This window comes from Loigolactobacillus zhaoyuanensis (assembly GCF_003946385.1).
Lineage (GTDB): Bacteria > Bacillota > Bacilli > Lactobacillales > Lactobacillaceae > Loigolactobacillus > Loigolactobacillus zhaoyuanensis.
In genome coordinates, this window is the sequence record NZ_RHOE01000022.1 from 1 (window position 1) to 19342 (window position 19342).

Annotated in this window: 18 protein-coding genes; 9 read left to right on the forward strand and 9 right to left on the reverse strand. The window is 40.4% G+C overall.

All coding sequences use genetic code 11. The features are described 5' to 3' along the window. Window positions 1–160 precede the first annotated feature (160 nt). The 5 genes from tpx to EKM76_RS06195 form a co-directional block, all read right to left on the reverse strand. Entirely contained in the window at window positions 161–652 is a 492-nt protein-coding gene (gene tpx / locus EKM76_RS06175) for a thiol peroxidase (RefSeq protein ID WP_125549817.1), read from the reverse strand. A gap of 98 nt (window positions 653–750) precedes the next feature. Continuing rightward, entirely contained in the window at window positions 751–1293 is a 543-nt protein-coding gene (locus tag EKM76_RS06180) for a hypothetical protein (protein WP_125549818.1), read from the reverse strand. A gap of 529 nt (window positions 1294–1822) precedes the next feature. After that, window positions 1823–2455 (reverse strand): TetR/AcrR family transcriptional regulator, encoded by a 633-nt coding sequence (locus tag EKM76_RS06185; protein ID WP_225417885.1) that lies wholly within the window; start codon window positions 2453–2455, stop codon window positions 1823–1825. Window positions 2456–2549: 94 nt separating this feature from the next. Beyond that, entirely contained in the window at window positions 2550–3146 is a 597-nt protein-coding gene (locus tag EKM76_RS06190) for a TetR/AcrR family transcriptional regulator (RefSeq protein WP_125549819.1), read from the reverse strand. Window positions 3147–3344: 198 nt separating this feature from the next. Next, window positions 3345–4490, reverse strand: coding sequence for an AI-2E family transporter (locus EKM76_RS06195; RefSeq protein ID WP_125549820.1), 1146 nt, complete (start codon window positions 4488–4490; stop codon window positions 3345–3347). Window positions 4491–4772: 282 nt separating this feature from the next. Here EKM76_RS06195 and spx point away from each other — a divergent pair, with 282 nt between their 5' ends. The 3 genes from spx to EKM76_RS06210 all read left to right on the forward strand — a co-directional run bounded on the left by spx (window position 4773) and on the right by EKM76_RS06210 (window position 5835). Beyond that, on the forward strand, window positions 4773–5174 hold the full coding sequence (gene spx / locus EKM76_RS06200; protein ID WP_125549821.1) for a transcriptional regulator Spx: 402 nt from the start codon (window positions 4773–4775) through the stop codon (window positions 5172–5174). An 84-nt stretch (window positions 5175–5258) separates the two neighbouring features. Beyond that, window positions 5259–5504, forward strand: a complete 246-nt coding sequence (locus EKM76_RS06205; protein ID WP_125549822.1) for a hypothetical protein — start codon at window positions 5259–5261, stop codon at window positions 5502–5504. Next, window positions 5479–5835, forward strand: coding sequence for a type II toxin-antitoxin system PemK/MazF family toxin (locus EKM76_RS06210; protein ID WP_225417886.1), 357 nt, complete (start codon window positions 5479–5481; stop codon window positions 5833–5835). Before EKM76_RS06205 ends, EKM76_RS06210 begins: the two co-directional genes overlap by 26 nt. A gap of 103 nt (window positions 5836–5938) precedes the next feature. Here the strand turns inward: EKM76_RS06210 and EKM76_RS06215 are convergent, their stop codons facing one another. After that, window positions 5939–6631, reverse strand: coding sequence for a helix-turn-helix transcriptional regulator (locus tag EKM76_RS06215; RefSeq protein ID WP_125549824.1), 693 nt, complete (start codon window positions 6629–6631; stop codon window positions 5939–5941). A gap of 161 nt (window positions 6632–6792) precedes the next feature. Next, window positions 6793–7440, reverse strand: coding sequence for a serine dehydratase beta chain (locus EKM76_RS06220; protein ID WP_225417887.1), 648 nt, complete (start codon window positions 7438–7440; stop codon window positions 6793–6795). 603 nt (window positions 7441–8043) lie between these two features. Between EKM76_RS06220 and tdcB the strand changes: the two genes are divergently transcribed. The 4 genes from tdcB (at window position 8044) to EKM76_RS06240 (ending at window position 13064) form a co-directional block, all read left to right on the forward strand. Next, the gene (gene tdcB / locus EKM76_RS06225) at window positions 8044–9102 is read left to right on the forward strand and encodes a bifunctional threonine ammonia-lyase/L-serine ammonia-lyase TdcB (RefSeq protein WP_263853679.1); all 1059 of its coding nucleotides are present in this window, start codon (window positions 8044–8046) and stop codon (window positions 9100–9102) included. Between the two features lie 117 nt (window positions 9103–9219). Beyond that, window positions 9220–11136 (forward strand): OPT/YSL family transporter, encoded by a 1917-nt coding sequence (locus EKM76_RS06230; protein WP_125549826.1) that lies wholly within the window; start codon window positions 9220–9222, stop codon window positions 11134–11136. 80 nt (window positions 11137–11216) lie between these two features. Next, the gene (locus tag EKM76_RS06235; protein ID WP_125549827.1) at window positions 11217–11573 is read left to right on the forward strand and encodes a PqqD family protein; all 357 of its coding nucleotides are present in this window, start codon (window positions 11217–11219) and stop codon (window positions 11571–11573) included. 63 nt (window positions 11574–11636) lie between these two features. Continuing rightward, window positions 11637–13064, forward strand: coding sequence for a C69 family dipeptidase (locus tag EKM76_RS06240; RefSeq protein WP_125549828.1), 1428 nt, complete (start codon window positions 11637–11639; stop codon window positions 13062–13064). Between the two features lie 481 nt (window positions 13065–13545). On the opposite strand, the gene EKM76_RS06245 is transcribed toward EKM76_RS06240, so the two are convergent. Beyond that, on the reverse strand, window positions 13546–14673 hold the full coding sequence (locus EKM76_RS06245) for a radical SAM/SPASM domain-containing protein (protein WP_125549829.1): 1128 nt from the start codon (window positions 14671–14673) through the stop codon (window positions 13546–13548). Window positions 14674–14772: 99 nt separating this feature from the next. Beyond that, window positions 14773–15939: an ROK family protein gene (locus tag EKM76_RS06250; RefSeq protein ID WP_125549830.1), complete on the reverse strand. Its 1167-nt coding sequence runs from the start codon at window positions 15937–15939 to the stop codon at window positions 14773–14775. Window positions 15940–16074: 135 nt separating this feature from the next. Between EKM76_RS06250 and EKM76_RS06255 the strand changes: the two genes are divergently transcribed. Together EKM76_RS06255 and EKM76_RS06260 are read left to right on the forward strand one after the other, a co-directional pair. After that, window positions 16075–17814 carry a solute:sodium symporter family transporter gene (locus tag EKM76_RS06255; protein ID WP_125549831.1) on the forward strand — a complete coding sequence of 580 codons (1740 nt, stop codon included), beginning with the start codon at window positions 16075–16077 and terminating at the stop codon, window positions 17812–17814. Further along, window positions 17814–19322: a sulfatase-like hydrolase/transferase gene (locus EKM76_RS06260; protein ID WP_125549832.1), complete on the forward strand. Its 1509-nt coding sequence runs from the start codon at window positions 17814–17816 to the stop codon at window positions 19320–19322. The genes EKM76_RS06255 and EKM76_RS06260 overlap by 1 nt, the downstream gene beginning before the upstream one ends. Window positions 19323–19342: the final 20 nt, after the last annotated feature.

Consider the following 19342-nt stretch of genomic DNA (forward strand, 5'->3'; position numbering starts at 1 on the left):
TCCAAGGAATCCAAGACGCGCTTAACCACCGGCCACGTCGGAGCTTGAACTACAACTGCGCCAGTGAACTATTCATTGATTTAGATGATTAACTATACCAATTTATAAGAATAGGTCGATACTGTTGCACTTGATTTGACAATTTGGGCTTTTTATTTTTCTATAAAGTGTCTAAGAAATTCAATGCAGCACTGTAATCAGGTTCGTTAGTTTGTTCGTGAAGTAATTCGCGGTAAACAATTTTTCCGCTGGCATCAATAATAAAGATCGAACGTGTGTTAATGCCTGCTTCAGGAGCAAATACGCCCATTGCGCGGCCAAATGATGCTTTAGCGTCAGAAAGCATTTCCATTTTTTTAACGCCTTCAGCGGCACACCAATCAGACTGTTCAGCTATTGTGTTGGTGGAGATAGTTACGAAGCGAATATTCTGTATCTTGTCAGCATCGGCATTAAAATGTTTAGTTTGCACGCTGCAAACGCTAGTATTAATGTTAGGAATTACGCTGATCAAAGTGGTTTGACCGGAAAAATCAGTCGTCGTTAACGTCTCGCCAGCCTTATTAAGGACCGTAAATTCAGGCAATAGGCTGCCAACTTCAGGTGCTTCACCGACAGTTGTTAAAGGATCACCATGCATTGTAACGTTCATTATAAACTCACCTCATTATTATATTTGGTAGCCCTATCATAACACGAATTATAATTGTGTACAATTTATTTTCAAATAAAAAAATAAGCAGTGATTGCTTATTTAACGTACTGGATCGTATAGCCATTGCCGCTGGGGACGACTTCAAAATTGCTATAGCCTTCTGCCATCCAACTTGAAGCATTGGCTTGACCCCAAGCGACTGCTTCACTGGTTGAAGAAAAGTTTTGACCATCACCGCTAGCTACCGAGCTACTATCAGCGCTACTGCTAGTACTGTCGTCAGCGGTGTCGCTGTTGCTGTCCTCGTCACTAGTACTACTACTTTTTTGATGGTGACTACTACTAGTCGCCGTGCTCGTTTTACTGCTAGCGTTTGTTTCAGCACTACTCGATTCGCTGGCTACTGTCGTAGTGGTCGGTTGTGCGGCTTGGTTGTCGTTAGCAATGCTAGAAAATTCGGCGTAGACACCAAAGGCCACAATCAGAACCACGATAATAATTAGTGACCAACGATGGCGGGTGATGAAAGATTGCCGCGGTGCTCCTGTATTTCTAGCTGGCTTGGCTGCGGTGGCGCGTTGCGGCTGTTTAGCCGCATGGCGCGCGACACGACTATTTGGTTTATCTTGTTTACTCATTTAAAAAGGCTCCTCTACTTCACTAAATAGGTTGTTTATTGACTCAGTCCGTCAATAAACCTCTATGTTCCGGGCGATGACATTCTTGTGGCAAAGTTCATGCCGCAAGAAACATGGCTCTACTTCACTAAATAGGTTGTTTATTAGCCAATAGCGCTAATAAACTTTGATGTTCCGGGCGATGACATTCTTGTGGCAAAGTTCATGCCGCAAGAAACATGGCTCTACTTCACTAAATAGGTTGTTTATTAGCCAATAGCGCTAATAAACTTTGATGTTCCGGGCGATGACATTCTTGTGGCAAAGTTCGTGCCGCAAGAAACATGGCTCTACTTCGCTAAATAGGTTGTTTATTAGCCAATAGCGCTAATAAACTTTGATGTTCCGGGCGATGACATTCTTGTGGCAAAGTTCGTGCCGCAAGAAACATGGCTCTACTTCACTGAATAGGTTGTTTATTGACCAAGTGTACCTAAAATTGTAACACGCTAACAGCTATAATGCCCCTTTTTGGCGTGAGCTTTATTAACTATTTAGGATCGGTCAACCACGTTGCGGTCAGGTTTAATAATTGCTCTAACGGTTGCATCACAGGGTCGACTAATTGCTGTTGGATTGCCTGTGCGTACTGTAAAACGTCACTATTGATCAGCAAGATTGCTAAGCCAGATGGCAGCACACGAAAATCGCCAGCAGCTTGACCTTGCTCGATCACAGTCTGGAATTCAGGGAAAATCAAATTTTGTTCTACTGCGGGAATTGCCAGCTGAGTTAGCAACGGGGAATTGAGAAATTGTTGCAGCGTCGCAAGTGATCGTGGTTGATCTTGAGCAAACTGGTAAAGGGCACGCATATAAATTTGAACTTGCTGAGTCGGCGTTGCTGCTAAAGCGAGCTTGGCGCTTAAATAGTGTTGTAAATTTTGCCGTTGCCGTTGAAAAACCTGACGGAGTAAATCTTCCTTGTTATCGAAATAAATGTAGATCGTTGAGGGATATAACTGCGCAGTTGCGGCAATTTTAGCAATTGTGATATCACTTAAGCCGACTTGCAAAATCAACTCAGTTACACTATCAATGATCTGTTCGTATTTTTTATCGTCTCTTTTTCGCATAACTGAAGTATAAGCGAAGTCACGTTGTTGGTCAAAGCTACGTCGCATAATGAGGGATAAATTAAAACAGCGTTGGTGATCGCTATACAAATACAAAAAACCAGCCACCAATTTACTAGTGGCTGGTTTCAGTCAAGCTGAACTAGATCGTCATATCAACTTCATTGGTCAAGCTAGCTACTTGGCTGGTAGCGTTGAAAATTCGCGTTACCCGTGCTTGCCATAACTCATCAGATAATTCAGCGTTGAAAACAATTTCTAACACTAAGATCATTTGGTGAGCTAATACCTGTGCCGTCAATGAATCAGTCAGGCGCTGTTCAATAAGTGCTGCTTGGACACCAGCTTCATAGGTCGCCCACATTTCTAAGCGCCGGCCGTTTAACTCAGGCGTACGGTTAACATTGGCCATTAAGCGGCGTGTTGCCTGTAATGCAGCCTGTGTTGCTTCGTTAGTTGGCAAGTCTTCAGCGAATTGATGAAAGGCTGGCCATAGATTAGCAACGGAAGTCTGTTGCTGAACTAAATGACGAATACTAGTGAGTAGCGCAGTTTCATTATGAAACATAATATCATCTTTACTTTTAAAATAAGTGAATAGCGTTTTTGGTGCGATACCGGCTTGTTTAGCAATTTCGGCAACAGTTACGTTGTCAAAACCCTTTTCATCGAATAGGTGAATAGCGACGGTAACGATCTCCTGACGCTTGAGCGCTTTTTTGCGTTCGCGCAGTCCCATAAATAATGCCCCCAGTGTTTGTGATAGAATCTTAATCAAAGCGGCAAAATACGCCAGCTTAAGTGATCAGCGTGTGGGAAAACGGTTTGTCAGCTAGCGCATAATCACATTACCAAATTATACAGCAGGATATAAAAACGTGTACAGATTCTGAGTAGATTTAGTGAAATATAGCTAAATTCTCATTGACTTCCCATTCTACGGCTCGTCATTACGTTCAGGATGGTACCAACCTGAACGGGAACGATACCAATTGAACAAACGGCTGATAATAATTTTAAGCACAGCATAACCAGGAATACCGAGAATAACTCCGACTAAGCCGAATAATTTGCCAGCGGTCAATAAAACAATTGCGATCGTGACGGGATGCATCGCCATATTGCTGCCCATGACCAATGGCGAAATCACTTGTGTTTCTAACAGCCATTCAATAAGGAAGACAACGATCACAGCAATAAACATTTGGATCGAGGTCAATGCACCAAGGACCAATGCAGGAATCATCGCCAGCGCTGAGCCTAAATAAGGAATCAAATTAAGCGGTCCAGCCAATAAGCCAAGCACTAACGCAAATTTCAACCCGATCACACTATAACCGATCATAAAAATAATTGAAACAAAGAAGGCAACGGTTAACTGGCCTTGAATGTATTGGCCGACTTTAGTGTTGATCTCGTTCAGCAGGTCTAATAACGTGGCTTGATAACGTTCAGGCAATAATTTAGCCAGCGCCTGCGGGAAGTATTGACCATCTTTTAGCATGAAAAAGAGCAGGAAAGGAGCAGTGGCGATCGTGATCACAACATTGCCGACCACATTGATGATCGAACTTAATTGTGAAAAAGTGCCATCGACTAAGTTGCCGTTTTTGCCACCAAAAAATTTAGTTAAATCTTGACCGACTTGGTTCATATCAATAAAATCAGGCCAATGTTGTTGATCAGCCACGTTGCGGCTAATTTTAGTCAATTCCCGCCAATATTGCGGTGCGGCTTTAACAAAACCACTAATTTGTTGTTGGACCGCCGGAATAAATTGGCGCATGCCCAGGCTGATCAGCAAAACCAGCACTACAAACAGTCCGGCAATCGTTAATCCACGATTAATATGCCAGCGCCGCTCCAATAAATTCACCAGAGGTACCATTAGATAGTATAAAATACCGGCTAGAATGAGTGGCGGGGCAACGGTCGATAAAAATTGGCCCAAGGGATCAAGCAACCAAGTTAATTTGGTTGCCATCCAGATCACAACTAACCCTAGACTGATATTCAGTAAGTAAATGGTGGCTTTATTATTGAGAAAAAGTCGAGTAAACCAAGTTGACGGTTTATTGGGCATATGATGCGCGCCTCCTTAATGAATTACTTTGGCTTCATCATAGCATTAATATGGTTAAAACACAGCTAAATCGCAATTTTGGTGCGCGATATAAGCGCCGTTTTTTATGATTTCAGTCAATTTGCTAGCACCACACCTTGGCGTATGGTAGACTGAAAAATTAAAAAAGTTTTGCGCAACCTATTGTATTTTATAAAAATAGTTGTTATAATTTACTTACAAATAATAAGCTATGAATTGTTTGTATATTGGACAAAATTTTTTGACAAAGGGGCGCTTTAAATGACAGTACAACTTTACACGTCATCAAGCAATGCATCCAGCCGTAAGGCCCGTGCTTGGTTCCGTGACCATGAGATTCCATTTATGGAACGTAATATCATGGCACAACCACTAAGTCAGGATGAAGTTAAACGCCTGTTGCGTCTGACTGAGAATGGTACTGAGGATATCGTTTCAACACGAGCGAAGATCTTTGGCAAATTGCATATTGATTTGGATACCATCTCAACTAGTAAATTGATCGAATTAATTGCGCAACATCCAGATTTACTCAAACGGCCGATCATGTTTGATGATAAACGACTACAAATTGGATACAATGAAGAAGAAATTCGCCGTTTCTTACCACGTAAAACGCGTCAACTAGAAATGGAAAAAGTTCGTGCTCGTTTAGCGATTTAACCAGGCAAAGCCATTCATCGTAAAATTACGATGAATGGCTTTTTTTGTGATCAAATTAGTTGATTATTAATGGGAGGTGCTACGATGCAATATATAAAATCTCGTAAACAAGGAACCTCGATTGTTTTAACAGTGCCGGCCGAATTCAACATTGAAACGAATATTGAATATGAAGCAAAAAAGTTACCAGATGGTACTATTCAATTTACGCCGGTTCAATCGTACCCTGAAATTTGGAATGACGATCCTGCTATTATTGCTGAGTTTAATCAAGAAATTGGTTTACAGGATGACGGAGGTAATTATGGCCGCGAAAACACAGATTATTAAACAAGGTGGAATCTATTGGGTGACAGCAGAACCGCATGCTGGGCACGAAGAGGGCGGACATGCGCTTAATAATGATAATATCCGACGACCGGTTGTAGTGGTCTCCAATAATCGTTATAATCAGGCAAAAATGGCGTTAGTTTTTCCGATCACATCGGTTCAAAAGAAAAGCCGTTATTTATTATCAATTAAACTAAAAAAGCCTTCCAGCATTATATTAACTCAAATTCTGGGCTATGATATGATCGCCCGTCAGGCAGAATATGCCGGTGTAAATATCGAACAGGAGCAATTAGATTATTTACGCAATATAGTTGTGCATATGCTATAGAAAAAGTTTAAACGATAAACAAAAATAAGGAGAAAAAGTCGTTTTTAACGGTTTTGTCTCCTTATTTTTTGTAAAAAGATGATGCCAAGTAACCTGGTTTTCTTTAAGCATCTTGCGCTTTAACCAGTTGTAGGTAGCGGTAAACACTAGGCTCAGAAGTCTTGATCGTAGTAGCGACTAAACTAACCGAATCCTTTAGCAAGAAGTAACCCTGTTTTTGCAGGCGGCGCACGATTTCTATTTTATCGTCGCGCTTTAAATAATCGACTGAAACATGACGTTCGCTGCAGACTTGTAAGGTTTCCGTTGTGGCTAAATCATGGATCGAGCTAGTAAGATGCTCAGGCTCAGTTGGCGCAGACGTCGTCACTTTTTGCGGCGTATTTGGCTTTAATTGATTATAACTATTGATGACTTTAGTAATTGCCTTTTGCAAGTCATCAAGCTGACCGTTATCTGTGTTGATACAAATCATGGCGATAATTTCACCAGCATAGCGAATAAAGTAGGTAGAGGAACATAATTCATGCTGATTATGGATGACGCCGGCATAATTCGCTAAATAGTCACGTTGCTCAATTTTCCCCGCTTGAACTGTGCGCAAGACCAAATCAGTGACTGGATCACCGATTTTACGCTGTGAAATATGACTATTACGAATAGCGATAACGGAGTGATCTAAATTAGTCAAATCGTTCAATAAAACTTCACTATTTTCACCTAGAATATCTGCTAAAAAATCAACCAGCGGAATGAACTGCTGAATGTATTCGTGGATTACTTGTTGATCAACCATACTAAGCACCTTCTGTTATTAGATTGACTATATAATAACAAATAAATATTATAATGATAATCTTTTATTGCTTGAAATGATCAAAATCAAGTGTTTGAATGCTATTACTTATCTGATATATCATTGATCAATTTCAATTATTTTATAACAAGCTTATACGTTTAAAGATAAACTAATTGCTGATAATCTGCTGTCAATGCCGTTAAATCAGTAGCTCTCAACGGTGTATCTAACTCATACTCAAATAAATCACCCTTAACGGAATGGTAGGATTTTTGTTGATTGATGTGCGATAGCTTTTCTAAGCGCACGGTCAATTTAACTTGATCACTAACCTGTTGTACCAATAGTAGCGGTAGCGGCCCAGTCGGCTTAATAGTGAAGCCATCCATTTGGATTTCGCGAATTTGAATCGTGCCACCTCCAATTGAGCAACCAGCAAGCGTTATTTGGTGAGATAAGTTCATTAAGTGAATGATTGCCGTATTTGGATGGCCGATTGGACTTGGTACTTTTTCTTCAATGAACTTAATGGTGATAGCTTGTTTCTTGGCTAATTCTAATGCGATCGGTACATCGGGATTGCTTGGTGAAAGCCCGAGTATTCCAGCAATAATCGCATAGTCAGTGCCATGACCTTTGTGGGTTTCCGCAAAGGATTCGTAATAGTGAATAACGACAGACGTAACTTGCCCATGAAAAACTTGTCTAGCTGCATGGCCTAGAGCAACGGCACCAGCAGTATGCGAGCTAGAGGGGCCGATCATGATTGGTCCAATAATATCAAAAACACTTTTATAATTTATCAAAGTAGTTCACCTGAATTTCCATGCAATCAGCATGATTGACTTAGGTGCATGATCACTATTTAGCAACCAATATATTGTACTGACTGAAAGATAACATAAAGATCGGATTAGTACATGAAAATAAAACTATATCGTGATGATAATATATTATTAATTCTGAGGACAGAATGATTTGTTGACGGTAAAACACAGAAGCCATAGCGGTCTGGTCACGTTAGTAATGGTATTAAAATGATAATAGCGGCCGTTTAAGCGATTAAATAATTTAAGCTAGCAACTTAATTATTTTGTAAACAGCGGTCTGCTGGTTATCTTGATTTTAATTAAATAATTGATTCTTTGAACAAAATGATAAAAAAATAACAGGCTAATAATTAATAATAAGAATCCGGTGTGAATAAGCATAAAATGGTTGTGGCGGCATTTAGTAAGCGTTATCATTATTGCGATATCAAGTATGCTACAGATCAATGAAAATCATTAAAGAGGAAAGGCGGGTAAGTTGATACTGAGACCAATTTATTGCTGTTAATATATCAACAGTTGATCGGGAACCTAAGCAGTTGACTATATTTGTGAAGTAGAAGAGTGGAGGTAATGATGGTGACAGGGGATCGCGCACTTTTAGTTAAAGATAAAGTAACTGAAACTTTCGAAAGTCCAGTGTCTGTTCGTGATATTGAAGAAGCTAGTCATTTGATTCATCAGGTTGGCCGAACAACGCCGCTGATTCAATCCATGTTTTTAAGCCGCAAAGTGACAAACGGTGAAGTTTATTTAAAACTTGAAAACATGCAGCTAACTGGCTCTTTTAAATTTCGCGGATCATTTAATAAAATTAACCAACTCAGTTCAGCTGAAAAGAAACGGGGAATTATTACTGCTTCTGCAGGTAATCATGCACAAGGGGTTGCCTTAACTGCTAAGCTATTAGGTATCAAGGCTGCAGTTGTTATGCCGAAAGCAGCACCGCTATCAAAACAAGCAGCTACAAAAGGTTATGGTGCTGAAGTGATTTTACACGGTGATAATTTTGATGAAGCTAGAAAATTCATGGAACTTAAAGCTGTTCAGGACGGGCTCACCATTGTTGATCCATACAATGATCCAGCGGTGATCGCTGGACAAGGAACAATTGGGTTGGAAATTTTAGACGAACTCTGGAATGTTGATACCGTGATCGTCCCTGTTGGCGGTGGTGGCTTAATTGCCGGTGTTGCAATCGCATTGAAGAGCTTTAATCCATCAATTCATATTGTGGGTGTCCAGTCTGAAAATGTTCATGGTATGGCGGCTTCAGTTGCAGCAGGCCAAGTCACCACACAAAGTACGGGCAGTACACTGGCTGATGGGACGGCAGTTGCGACACCAGGAAGTCTAACTTTTCCAATTGCACAGCACCTAGTTGATGAGTTTGTGTTGGTCAGTGAAGAAGAAATCGCAACAGCTATGAAAGACCTGATGCAACGTACTAAAATAATTGCTGAAGGTGCAGGTGCGCTACCTACTGCTGCATTAGAAGCACATAAGATCGATAAAAAGTGGCTAGAAGACAAAAAGGTAGTGGCGTTAGTTTCTGGTGGCAATGTCGATCTGGCTAAGGTAGCTAAAAATATTGATCACTTCTTCTGTCAGGATCCAACCGGGCATTTTGTTGGCTAAAGCCCTAGCATAAAACTACTTTTATTAGCAGGCTTTAATTATAATAAAAAATATATTTAAATAATGGTATTTTGTTAGGCACTTATCATATAAATTCATGTGAAGGAAGGAACTAAGATGGAAAAGAGATTATCCAAGTCGGCTTATGGGGGCGGTGCTGGAAACAAGTACGTCCCGTACGTGACTGAAAAGAAAAATGGAGGAAATCCCGTTGTCATGATCATGGGTATTGTTCTAGCCATTATTTTTGCAGCTTCAACCGCTTATTCAGGTATGAAAGCAGGGCTGACCGTTGCTGCTGGTATACCAGGTTCAATTATTGGTTCCGGATTGATTAGTATTTTTGCTAAACAAAAAGGAATTCTTGGTAAGAATATTTTACAAGGAATGTCCAGTGGTGGTGAATCAATTGCCAGTGGGATGATCTATGTGTTACCAGCCATTATTTTAATTGGGGGGCATGTGAATTTTCTATCAGGTATCATGGTGGGTGCGCTAGCCGTTTTGTTTGCGATCGGTAGTGCTTCTCTGGTACAGAATTACTTGCTTGTTGAAGAACATGGTCGCCTTGTTTATCCAGAATCAATGGCAATTTCCGAAGCTTTAGTGGCTTCGGAAGGCGGTGGCGATTCACTGAAGTTTATGGGTATTGGCTTCGGTGCTGGTGGTCTGATCACATTATTGACGACGCAGGTTTTTGGCTGGGTCAATAGTACGATGACTTTTCTTGGCAACTCAACTTATCGTTGGAAAATGTCAACTGAAGTTAATCCAATGCTAGCTGGGATCGGTTTTGTAGTTGGTTTAGAGGTTTCATTAACCATGTTTGCAGGATCAGTTCTATCTAACTTTGGTATTGCACCATTGATCAGTTACTTTGCACAAATGGCGGGTGGCCATGCGCATGTATGGAATAATACCGCATTAGCAGTTTCTAAAATGGGAATTGATGATGTTACCGGTGCCTATGTTAAGTATATTGGTGCAGGTATGATGTTATGCGGTGGGATTCTGGGTGCAATCAAGTTGATTCCAGTAATTATCACATCGATCAAGAAAACACTTGATGCGCGTAACAGTGTTAGCGATGATAAAAACACGCTAGGTATTATTTCGTTATTGATTGCTTGTGTGGTTATCTTTGTTGCTGGCTTTATAATTTCCGGTAATATCTTAATCGCTATTGTTGGTGGTATCTTATCTTTATTCCTCTCATTATTATTCGTCATTGTATCTGCACGGTTAGCCGGAACGATTGGCTGTTCTAATGCGCCTGTTTCAGGGATGACGATTGCTTCCTTGGTTATTATGACGCTAGTCTTTGTTTTAATGGGCTGGACTAACCAAGGTCATAGTGAAGTTTTACTCTTATTCGGTGTTTTCATTGTTACTAGTATTTCAGTTGGTGGCGCCTATATGCAAACGCAGAAAGTTAATTACGTTATTGGCGGTTCCAATAAGGAAATGATGAAATACTTCATGATTGCAGCAATGGTTGGTGTTGTTGTTGTTGTCGGAACAACTGTTATCTTAGCACCACAATTGAAGATAACCGGTTCAAACCCACCATTCGGTTTACCACAAGCTAATTTGATTGCCACATTAACTTCAGGTATTATGTCAGGCAACCTTCCCTGGATCATGATCATCGTGGGTGTTGTTATGGCATTAGTTTGTTGGATGTTAGGTTTGCCAATCATGACCGTTGCGATTGGCTTCTATCTACCAATTTCAACCACTTCGATTATTTTAATTGGCGCCTTGCTTAAATTATTGATCGAGAAAACAACTAACCAGCCTGAATTAAAAGACAGACGAGTTCAAAGTGGTGTCAGTCTATCATCTGGCTTGATTGCAGGTGGCTCAATTATCGGTTTAGTTGGGATCATTCTCCACGTAACCGGCGTACTTGGTGATAAAGTACCAACTGGTTTTGCTGGCAGTAATGGTAGTGTCATGATCTTATTGCTAGTGTTGATAGTATCAATTATCTGGCCGTTGTATAATATTAAACAGAAAGATCTTGACGATTAGCACTGTACTTTAACTGAGCATAAGGACAGGTGTTATTGGCTCAATGTGACGAATTTAATTGTGGAATAGAGGTGAGCAAAATGGCCAAGGATGAAAAACTAACGGATGCTGACTTAAAGCAGCTTGTATTTAAAAAGGATGCTACGGTTCAATTTAAATTAAAAAAGGGGATCATCACGATCGTACGGCCACAAGATCATCCCGTCCAAAAGTTTTTCCGAAAATTACATGTCCGTATTCCAGCGCAAACGTATCTTGATCTAGACGATTATGGGAGCTTTGTTTTTCGAAAAATTAATGGTAAGCGCAATGTTTATGAGATCGGGCAAGAGCTAGCTCAAAAGTATCAAGGTGCTGATGAATTCTTATATAGTAGGCTGTTACTGTATTTACAGCATATTGAGTTAAATGAACATTTAATTCAACGTGTTGCTTAACAAGTTATCTAAGGTTTTACTTTAATAAAATAACCTCAATACATTAAAAAAGGAGTTTTAATAATGACAGACAGAATCGAACTTTCCGCATGTACTTCAATGATGGTCGGCAAAAAGGCAGCGTTAGATGGTGCTACCTACATCTCGCGTAATGAGGATCGGTTGATTGCGATTCATCCGAAGCGCTTCCTGGTTAAGCCAGCTGTTTCTGGGCGTAAAGAAGTTTACACGTCACCTTATAACGGTTTAACAGTTCCTTTGCCAGAAAATGGTTATCGTTACACGTCAACACCTAATGGCGACGAAAGTGATGGCCCTAATGAAGAAGATGGCTTTAACGAATTGAATGTTGGCGAAAGCGCTACTGAAAGTGTTTACGCTAATGAACGTGTATTAGCTTACGATCCATTTGTTAAAAATGGTTTGGCAGAAGATTCGATGACCACATTAGTTTTACCATTTATCAAATCTGCTCGTGATGGCGTTCGCTATCTTGGTGAGTTGGTTAAGAAATATGGTTCAGCAGAGGGGAATGGCGTTCAGTTTAACGATGCTGATGAAGTATGGTATATGGAAATGGTTACTGGCCATCAGTGGGTAGCAGTGAGAATTCCTGATGATTCTTATGCCGTAACTGCTAACCAAATTGCTATTGAAGATATTGATTTTAACGATCCAGAAAATTATATGTGGGCTGATGGTATTCAAGAATTCGTCACTGAACATCAATTAAATCCAGACGATGGTCGCTGGGATTTCCGCCATATCTTCGGAACTGACACGGAAAAGGATCATCATTATAATACGCCACGGGTTTGGTTCATCCAACGTTATCTGAATCCAGAAATCGAACAAGATCCTGAATCACCAGAATTACCATTTATCCGTAAAGCTAGCCGTAAAATTTCAGTTGAAGATATTCAATATATTATGAAATCGCACTACAATGAAACAAAATATGATCCATTGGGTCATGGTAGTGACCATGATAAGAAAACTTATCGGTCAATTTCCTTATCGCGGACAGCTAACTCACATATTTTACAAATGCGGGATAACAAAGCTAAAGCAGCAGCTGGTGTTCAATGGATCGGCTTCGGTGTTCCTAGCTTCTGTCCACACGTACCATTCTTTACTAACGCTACAGATACCGACGAATCCTATCGTGTATTGCCAAAGGAAATGTCATTAGACAGTGCTTATTGGTTATATACAGCGCTAGCAATGGTAGTCGAAGCTCATTATGCAGAATTTATCCAAGCGGATCTAGATTACCAAAAAGATTTGTCACAATGGGCGCGGACTAAGATCTCAGCAGTTGATAAACAAGCACAGAATCTATCCGGCACTGAATTAACAGCGTATCTCACTCAACAAAACCATGAAATCGCAACGCATTATAATAAAGTCACTAAGAAATTATTGGCAGACTTAACGATGCAAGGGGCTGAATTATCTAAATTAACCTTCAAAATGGATCCTAATTTATAATTCAAGCCTGATATATCAATAGAATAATTGTTTTGAGCTTAAAGTTAGCGTAATTATTAAAACCAAATAATAATGTGCTGACGTGTAAGTATGACAGTGAGTACCGTTTAGTGAAAAGGGTATTTGGATTGGCATGCTTAAGATGAGCTTGGAGCAAAAGTAGGCCGATGAGTCACCTATTGCTGTGATGCAGTTTAATTCGACGGCACACGACGCTCAGTGTAGTGTGAGCTGATATTGTGAAGTAATATGAATGATGGTGGTAACACGGGTAAAAATATGCGCCCTGACGTACATAATACGTCAGAGCGTTTTTTGTACTTATTTTTTTGGGCTTATGCTCCATAAGCGTAGTGTGTGAATGCCAATCTTAAACGCAAGCTGAAGTTGAGAGCTGGATTCGTGTATTGGCAACACAAATAAAACGGTAATTGTAGCCAGATTTCAGAAAGAATCGCTTTTTCATGGCGACGCGAATTTTTTATGCGGTCTGTGTGATCGAAGCAGTTTGTGCGTAATCGATAATTCGTTGGATCTGAGGGACATATAGTTTCAGTAATTCCTGATAACCGCAGTAATTACCGGCTTTGTTAACATAGATTGCATCTTTCATCCGTTTACAGCCGCCGCAACAATATTGTTTAAAAGGACAGCTATTGCAATATTCTGGCAATACTTGTTTTTCGAAAATGAAATTTTTAGCGCTATCCTGTTCAAACAATTCTTTCAGTGTTTGGTCTTGAATATAGCCAAGCCGATATTGATCTAACACGAAAAAGTCGCAGGGGTAGACGCTACCGTCGGCTTCAATGACATATTGGACCGTGCAATTTCCTGTTAGACCGCAGGCAGTGACTTGTTTACGGACGAACAGATTATAAAGGTCGTCAAATAATTTAATGCTAATATAATGGCCGCTTTCCAGTTCATCGAGCCAGAGTTGCAATAGATTTTTGTAGAATAAAGCAAAACGCTGTGGGGTCAGCGCATAGCCACTTCGAGAGGTTGCTTCTAATTCATCTAGACAAGGAATAAACTGGATGAACTTTATATTTTGCGTTTTAATAAATTCAAAAACTTTTTTAGCTTCTTTTGCTAGTGGGTTAGTTAAAACGCAAAGTACATTGTAGTCGATTTGATAACGATCAAATAACGTTTTAGTTTTAAGTACGCGCTGGAAAGTACCGCGACCATGAGTATCGACTCGATTAAGGTCGTGATACATGGGTAGGCCGTCGATCGATAAGCCGATCAGAAAATTATTTTCTTTTAGAAAACGACACCACTGCTCGTTAATGACGATCCCGTTAGTTTGTAACGCGTAGTGGACGCCAACGCGCTTAGGCTGTTGGGCGACACAGGCAACGATATATTTAAAATAATTAAGCCCAGCAAGCGTTGGTTCACCACCTTGAAAGGTTAGAGTGAGCTCATCGCCATCATCTAGGTCATAAAAAACATTGGCAATCATCTTCTCTGATGTTTCCGCTTTCATTTTACCGTAAGAACGAACTTCACGTAATGAGCTGACGTCAGCATAAAAGCAGTATTTACAACGGAGATTACAGAGTGAAGAGGCAGGTTTGATCAGAATATGAATATGCTTCATCGTTAAGCACTTCCTCAATTCAATTATTTGTTTCTTAATAGCAATTTATTATTATAATAACACAAAAATAACTGCCGAACAGCAGCTATTTTTGTGTTGTTAATTTAATTGTTCAAGTAAACCTTGATTGATCAGTAGCGCTACTGCAGAAAGTTGATTGCTTTCTTGGGTGCGAATACTGATATTGCCGTTGATTTCAGATAATTGATATTGGTTAAGTGCCGCGTTAAAATAAGCCGTAAATTTTTGCGATTTAAATAAATTACCAATGATAACAAAATCATTGATGTCAAAAATCACTTTGGCATTGATAACGGCAATAGCGAATAATTCAGCGTTTCTTTTCAGTAAATTATTCAGATAAATCGAGCCTGCGTCGGCAGCTTCGATAATTGTATCCAGTGTGATTTTTGTTGCGTCCTGAAGACAATTTTCCCATAAGACCGGCGTTTTTTCCAAAGAGAAATTTGCGCGGACGTTATCGATCAGCCGCTCGATCGAGATAATACTCTCCAAACAGCCTTTACGTTTGCAAATTGGGCAATAGTCCTGGCTGGGATCAATGATCGTATGACCAATTTCAGCCAGGCTGTGGTTTTGACCATAGAGCAGTTCGCTATTGCGAACAACCGCTGCGCCGATGCCGGCTTCAATATATTTCATCATAACGAAGTCTTTTTTAGCGTGCCGTAATTGGGTTGCAATGGCGCTACAGCGAACGCCGTTATCAATGAATACTGGCAGATGTAAGGCAGCGGTCAAAGGCGTTTTAACGTCGACTGGCTGCTCCCAAACGCCATAGTAAGATTGCGTACCATCAGTTTTACCTTTAATACTGATCCCAATACCGAGCAGGTCAGTTAAGGTTAGCTGATTATCTGCAACCAATGCGGTGATTGCGGTAATCAGCTTATCAAAGTAAAGCTGTGGTTGCTGGTTAGTTGCGATTACGCGTGTGGCGATCGGATTTAATTTTAAATCAGTTAGCAGTAGTGCGGTCGATTTATTATTGATTGAAATACCGACACCATACTTGTAGTCTGGATTAATATCTATTTTAGTTTCGCGCCTACCTGCATGCGGCGATTCAATTAATTCGTAAGGAATAATAATTTTTTGATCTAATAATTCACCACACAGTCTAGTAACGACTGAAGGCGATAAGTTTAAGCGATTAGCGATTCGGCGCTTTGACCAAAGCCCTTTGCTATAAAGAACTTTTAAAATATTTTTTTTATTATTGCGTTTGATGTCTGTAATATGCATGACTACACCACCTTGAGATAAAGTATAGCATGTTTATTTAGTAACTATTACTAAATAATTAGTTGACAGCAAGAATTAATCATGGTATTAATTATGTGATAAATTTATCAAATAAAATATATGGAGGCCAAGACGATGCACGTTTGGACTTTTCTTTCGTTTATCTTTTTTACCGTGTTAGTTGCAATCATATCATGGGTCAAGACGCACAATCATGACGTTTCTACGACAACAGGTTATTTTTTAGGTGGTAGAAGTTTATCTGGTGTTTTTATCGCTGGTTCGCTTTTATTGACAAATTTATCAGCCGAACAATTAGTTGGGTTAAATGGTAACGGATTTAGTGATGGTTTGGCATCAATGTCATGGGAAATCACGTCCGGGATACCACTGGTTTTAATGGCGCTGGTTTTTCTGCCACTTTATTTAAAAGGTGGCTTCACCACGGTGCCAGAATTCTTGGAACAAAGATACGACAAAGCAACACGCAATATTGTAACCGCTTTATTCCTAACTAGTTTAACGGTGGTGACTTTGCCAACTGTTCTGTATGCCGGTGGCTTAGCCATTACTTCGCTTTTTGACCTGACAAGCATCCTACATGTCTCATCATTAACGGCACTAACGATCATCATTATCTTGATCGCCGCTATTGGTAGCTTGTATGCGATCATCGGTGGGCTTAAAGCCGTTGCCGTTTCAGATACGCTAAATGGGATCGGCCTTTTGATCGGCGGTTTGTTGATTCCGATCCTCGGCTTCTGGAAACTTAGCGGCGGCAATATTCTGCATGGTATCAACACGATCATTGTGCAGCATCCAGAAAAAATCAATGCCGTCTCTAATACTGGGGCAACGCCGTTTGCGGCGATTTTCACTGGGGTTATTTTAGTTAACACATTCTACTGGTGTACGAACCAGGAAATTGTTCAACGGGCCTTTGCGGCTAAAGATTTACGCGAAGGACAAAAAGGGGTGCTATACGCTGGGATCATTAAAATCTTTGTACCATTAATTTTGGTTATTCCTGGGATTATTGCTTTTCATTTGTATGGCGCAAAGATCACTAATCAAGATTACGCGTACGCTTACTTAGTTAGTCATATTTTGCCAGCACCATTGCTCGGTTTATTCGGTGCTGTTCTCTTTGGTGCAGTGCTCAGTGCGTTTAATGGCGCGTTGAATGCTGCTACGACAATGTTCTGTGTCAATATTTACAAACCGATCATTAATCCTAATGTCGATGATAAAAAGCTAGTTAGTATCGGCCGACTTTTTGGTGTATTTCTGGTTATTTTATCGATCATTATTGCGCCGAATATTGCTAAAGCACCAGAGGGACTTTATGTCTTCATGAAGAGTGTCATGGGCTACTTTAATATTCCAACCTTGGTAGTTGTACTGATGGGCTTCTTTACCAAAAAAGTACCGCCGATCGGTGCCAAATTAGCAATTGGCTTTTTCCTGATTGCTTACACACTTTATAAATTTGTACTTAAAATTGATCTCAACTATTTATATGTTTATGGCATCTTGTTCTTGTGCTGTATCGGTATCATGCTGATCACACGTGTTATTGCACCACGCAAAGAGGCTTATAAGCTCAAGGATGTTAAGCTTGTTGATCTAACACCTTGGCATTTGGCACGCCCAGTATCCTCGCTGCTAGTGACAACGATCATCTACATTTACGTTGTCTTTTCACCACTAGGTATCGTTTACCATGCGCATTACGGGACGCGTTTACTTGTGATCACGGCAATTTATGTAATCGTTTCGTTTATCTCATTTATGGTTATCAATAAGTTCTTTAATCCAGATCCACCAGCAAAAGTAGCAGAAGCTCCAGCAACTGAAGAAGGAGGAGAGCTCTAATGAAAAAGAAGCAAGTGATTCTAATTATGACCGATACAACGCGTAAAGATATGGTTGGTTGTTACAATCCTAAAATGGTAACGCCAAATATTGATGCTTTAGCGGCGGATGGGCTTAAATTTGAAAACGCTTATTCTTGTCAACCTGTTTGTGGGCCAGCCCGTTCAGCTATTTTTACGGGACAGTTCCCGCACTCTAATGGGATGGTGACCAACTGTTTGGCGCTAGGCGATAACGTCAAAACCGTTGGGCAACGTTTATCAGATAACGGGATCCACTGTGGTTATGTTGGCAAATACCATCTAGATGGCGGCGACTATTTTGGCAAAGGCATCTGTCCCGAAGGTTGGGACGGAAAATATTGGTATGATCAGAAAACTTATCTCGAAGATCTCGGCTCTGACGCTGAACGGGTACTATCGCGGCAATCAGAAACTTCTTATAACGATGATCTGACCGAAGATTTCACCTATGCGCATCGGACCAGTAATCGTGCCTTAGATTTCTTAAAAGATAATGTCGATACGGATTTCTTCTTAACGGTTTCGTTTGATGAACCGCACGGCCCTAGTATCTGCCCAGCACCGTATAACACAATGTACGCTGATTTTAAGTTTGACGACTATCCTAATTACGAGGACGACCTAGAAGATAAGCCGTTATTGCAACGTTTATGGGCGGGTGATGATTTAAATAAATCGGCCGCTGAATTAAATCATTCTTCGGCTGGCTTGGCGTTATTCTTAGGCTGTAACACATTTGTCGATCATGAAATTGGCCGCGTGATGGCAGCCGTCAATGACAAATTTCCAGACGCATTGGTAATCTATACTTCAGATCATGGCGATATGTTAGGCTCGCATAAATTACAAATGAAAAATGCAGCAGCGTATAAGGAAATTGCTAACATACCGTTGATCGTCCGTGGCGGTGTGTCTGGCCAAACTACTGACGCAATGGCGACGCATATTGATCTGGTACCAACAATTATGGATTATATGGACCTGCCACTGCCTAAATTATTAGAAGGTAAAAGCATGCTGCCAGAGATCTATGACCCAGCAGTTGAAACTAACGACACGGTTTATACCGAATGGACGCGCTATGAAGTCGACCATGATGGTTTCGGTGGCTTACAGATGATGCGTGCCGCGACTAGTAAAGAATTTAAATTAGTGATCAATTTAATGGATAAAGATGAATTTTATGATCTCAATAAAGATCCATATGAAGTTACTAATTTGATCGATGATCCAGCTTACACAGCAGCACGGAATGATCTGCATGATAAATTACTGGAACATATGAACCAGACGCGCGATGCTTACCGCGGTTATCAATGGGCCGTGCGCTCATGGCGGCAAGATAAAACGCCTAACTGGGAAAATGATGGCTATACGCGGCAAAAAGAAAATGAAGAATACGAACCTCGTGAGCTAGATTATGATACTGGCTTACCAATGGAACAAGCGGTGCGCTTAAAAGAAACAAATGATGTGAAGAACTAAATCGTTATTTCATTGGACAG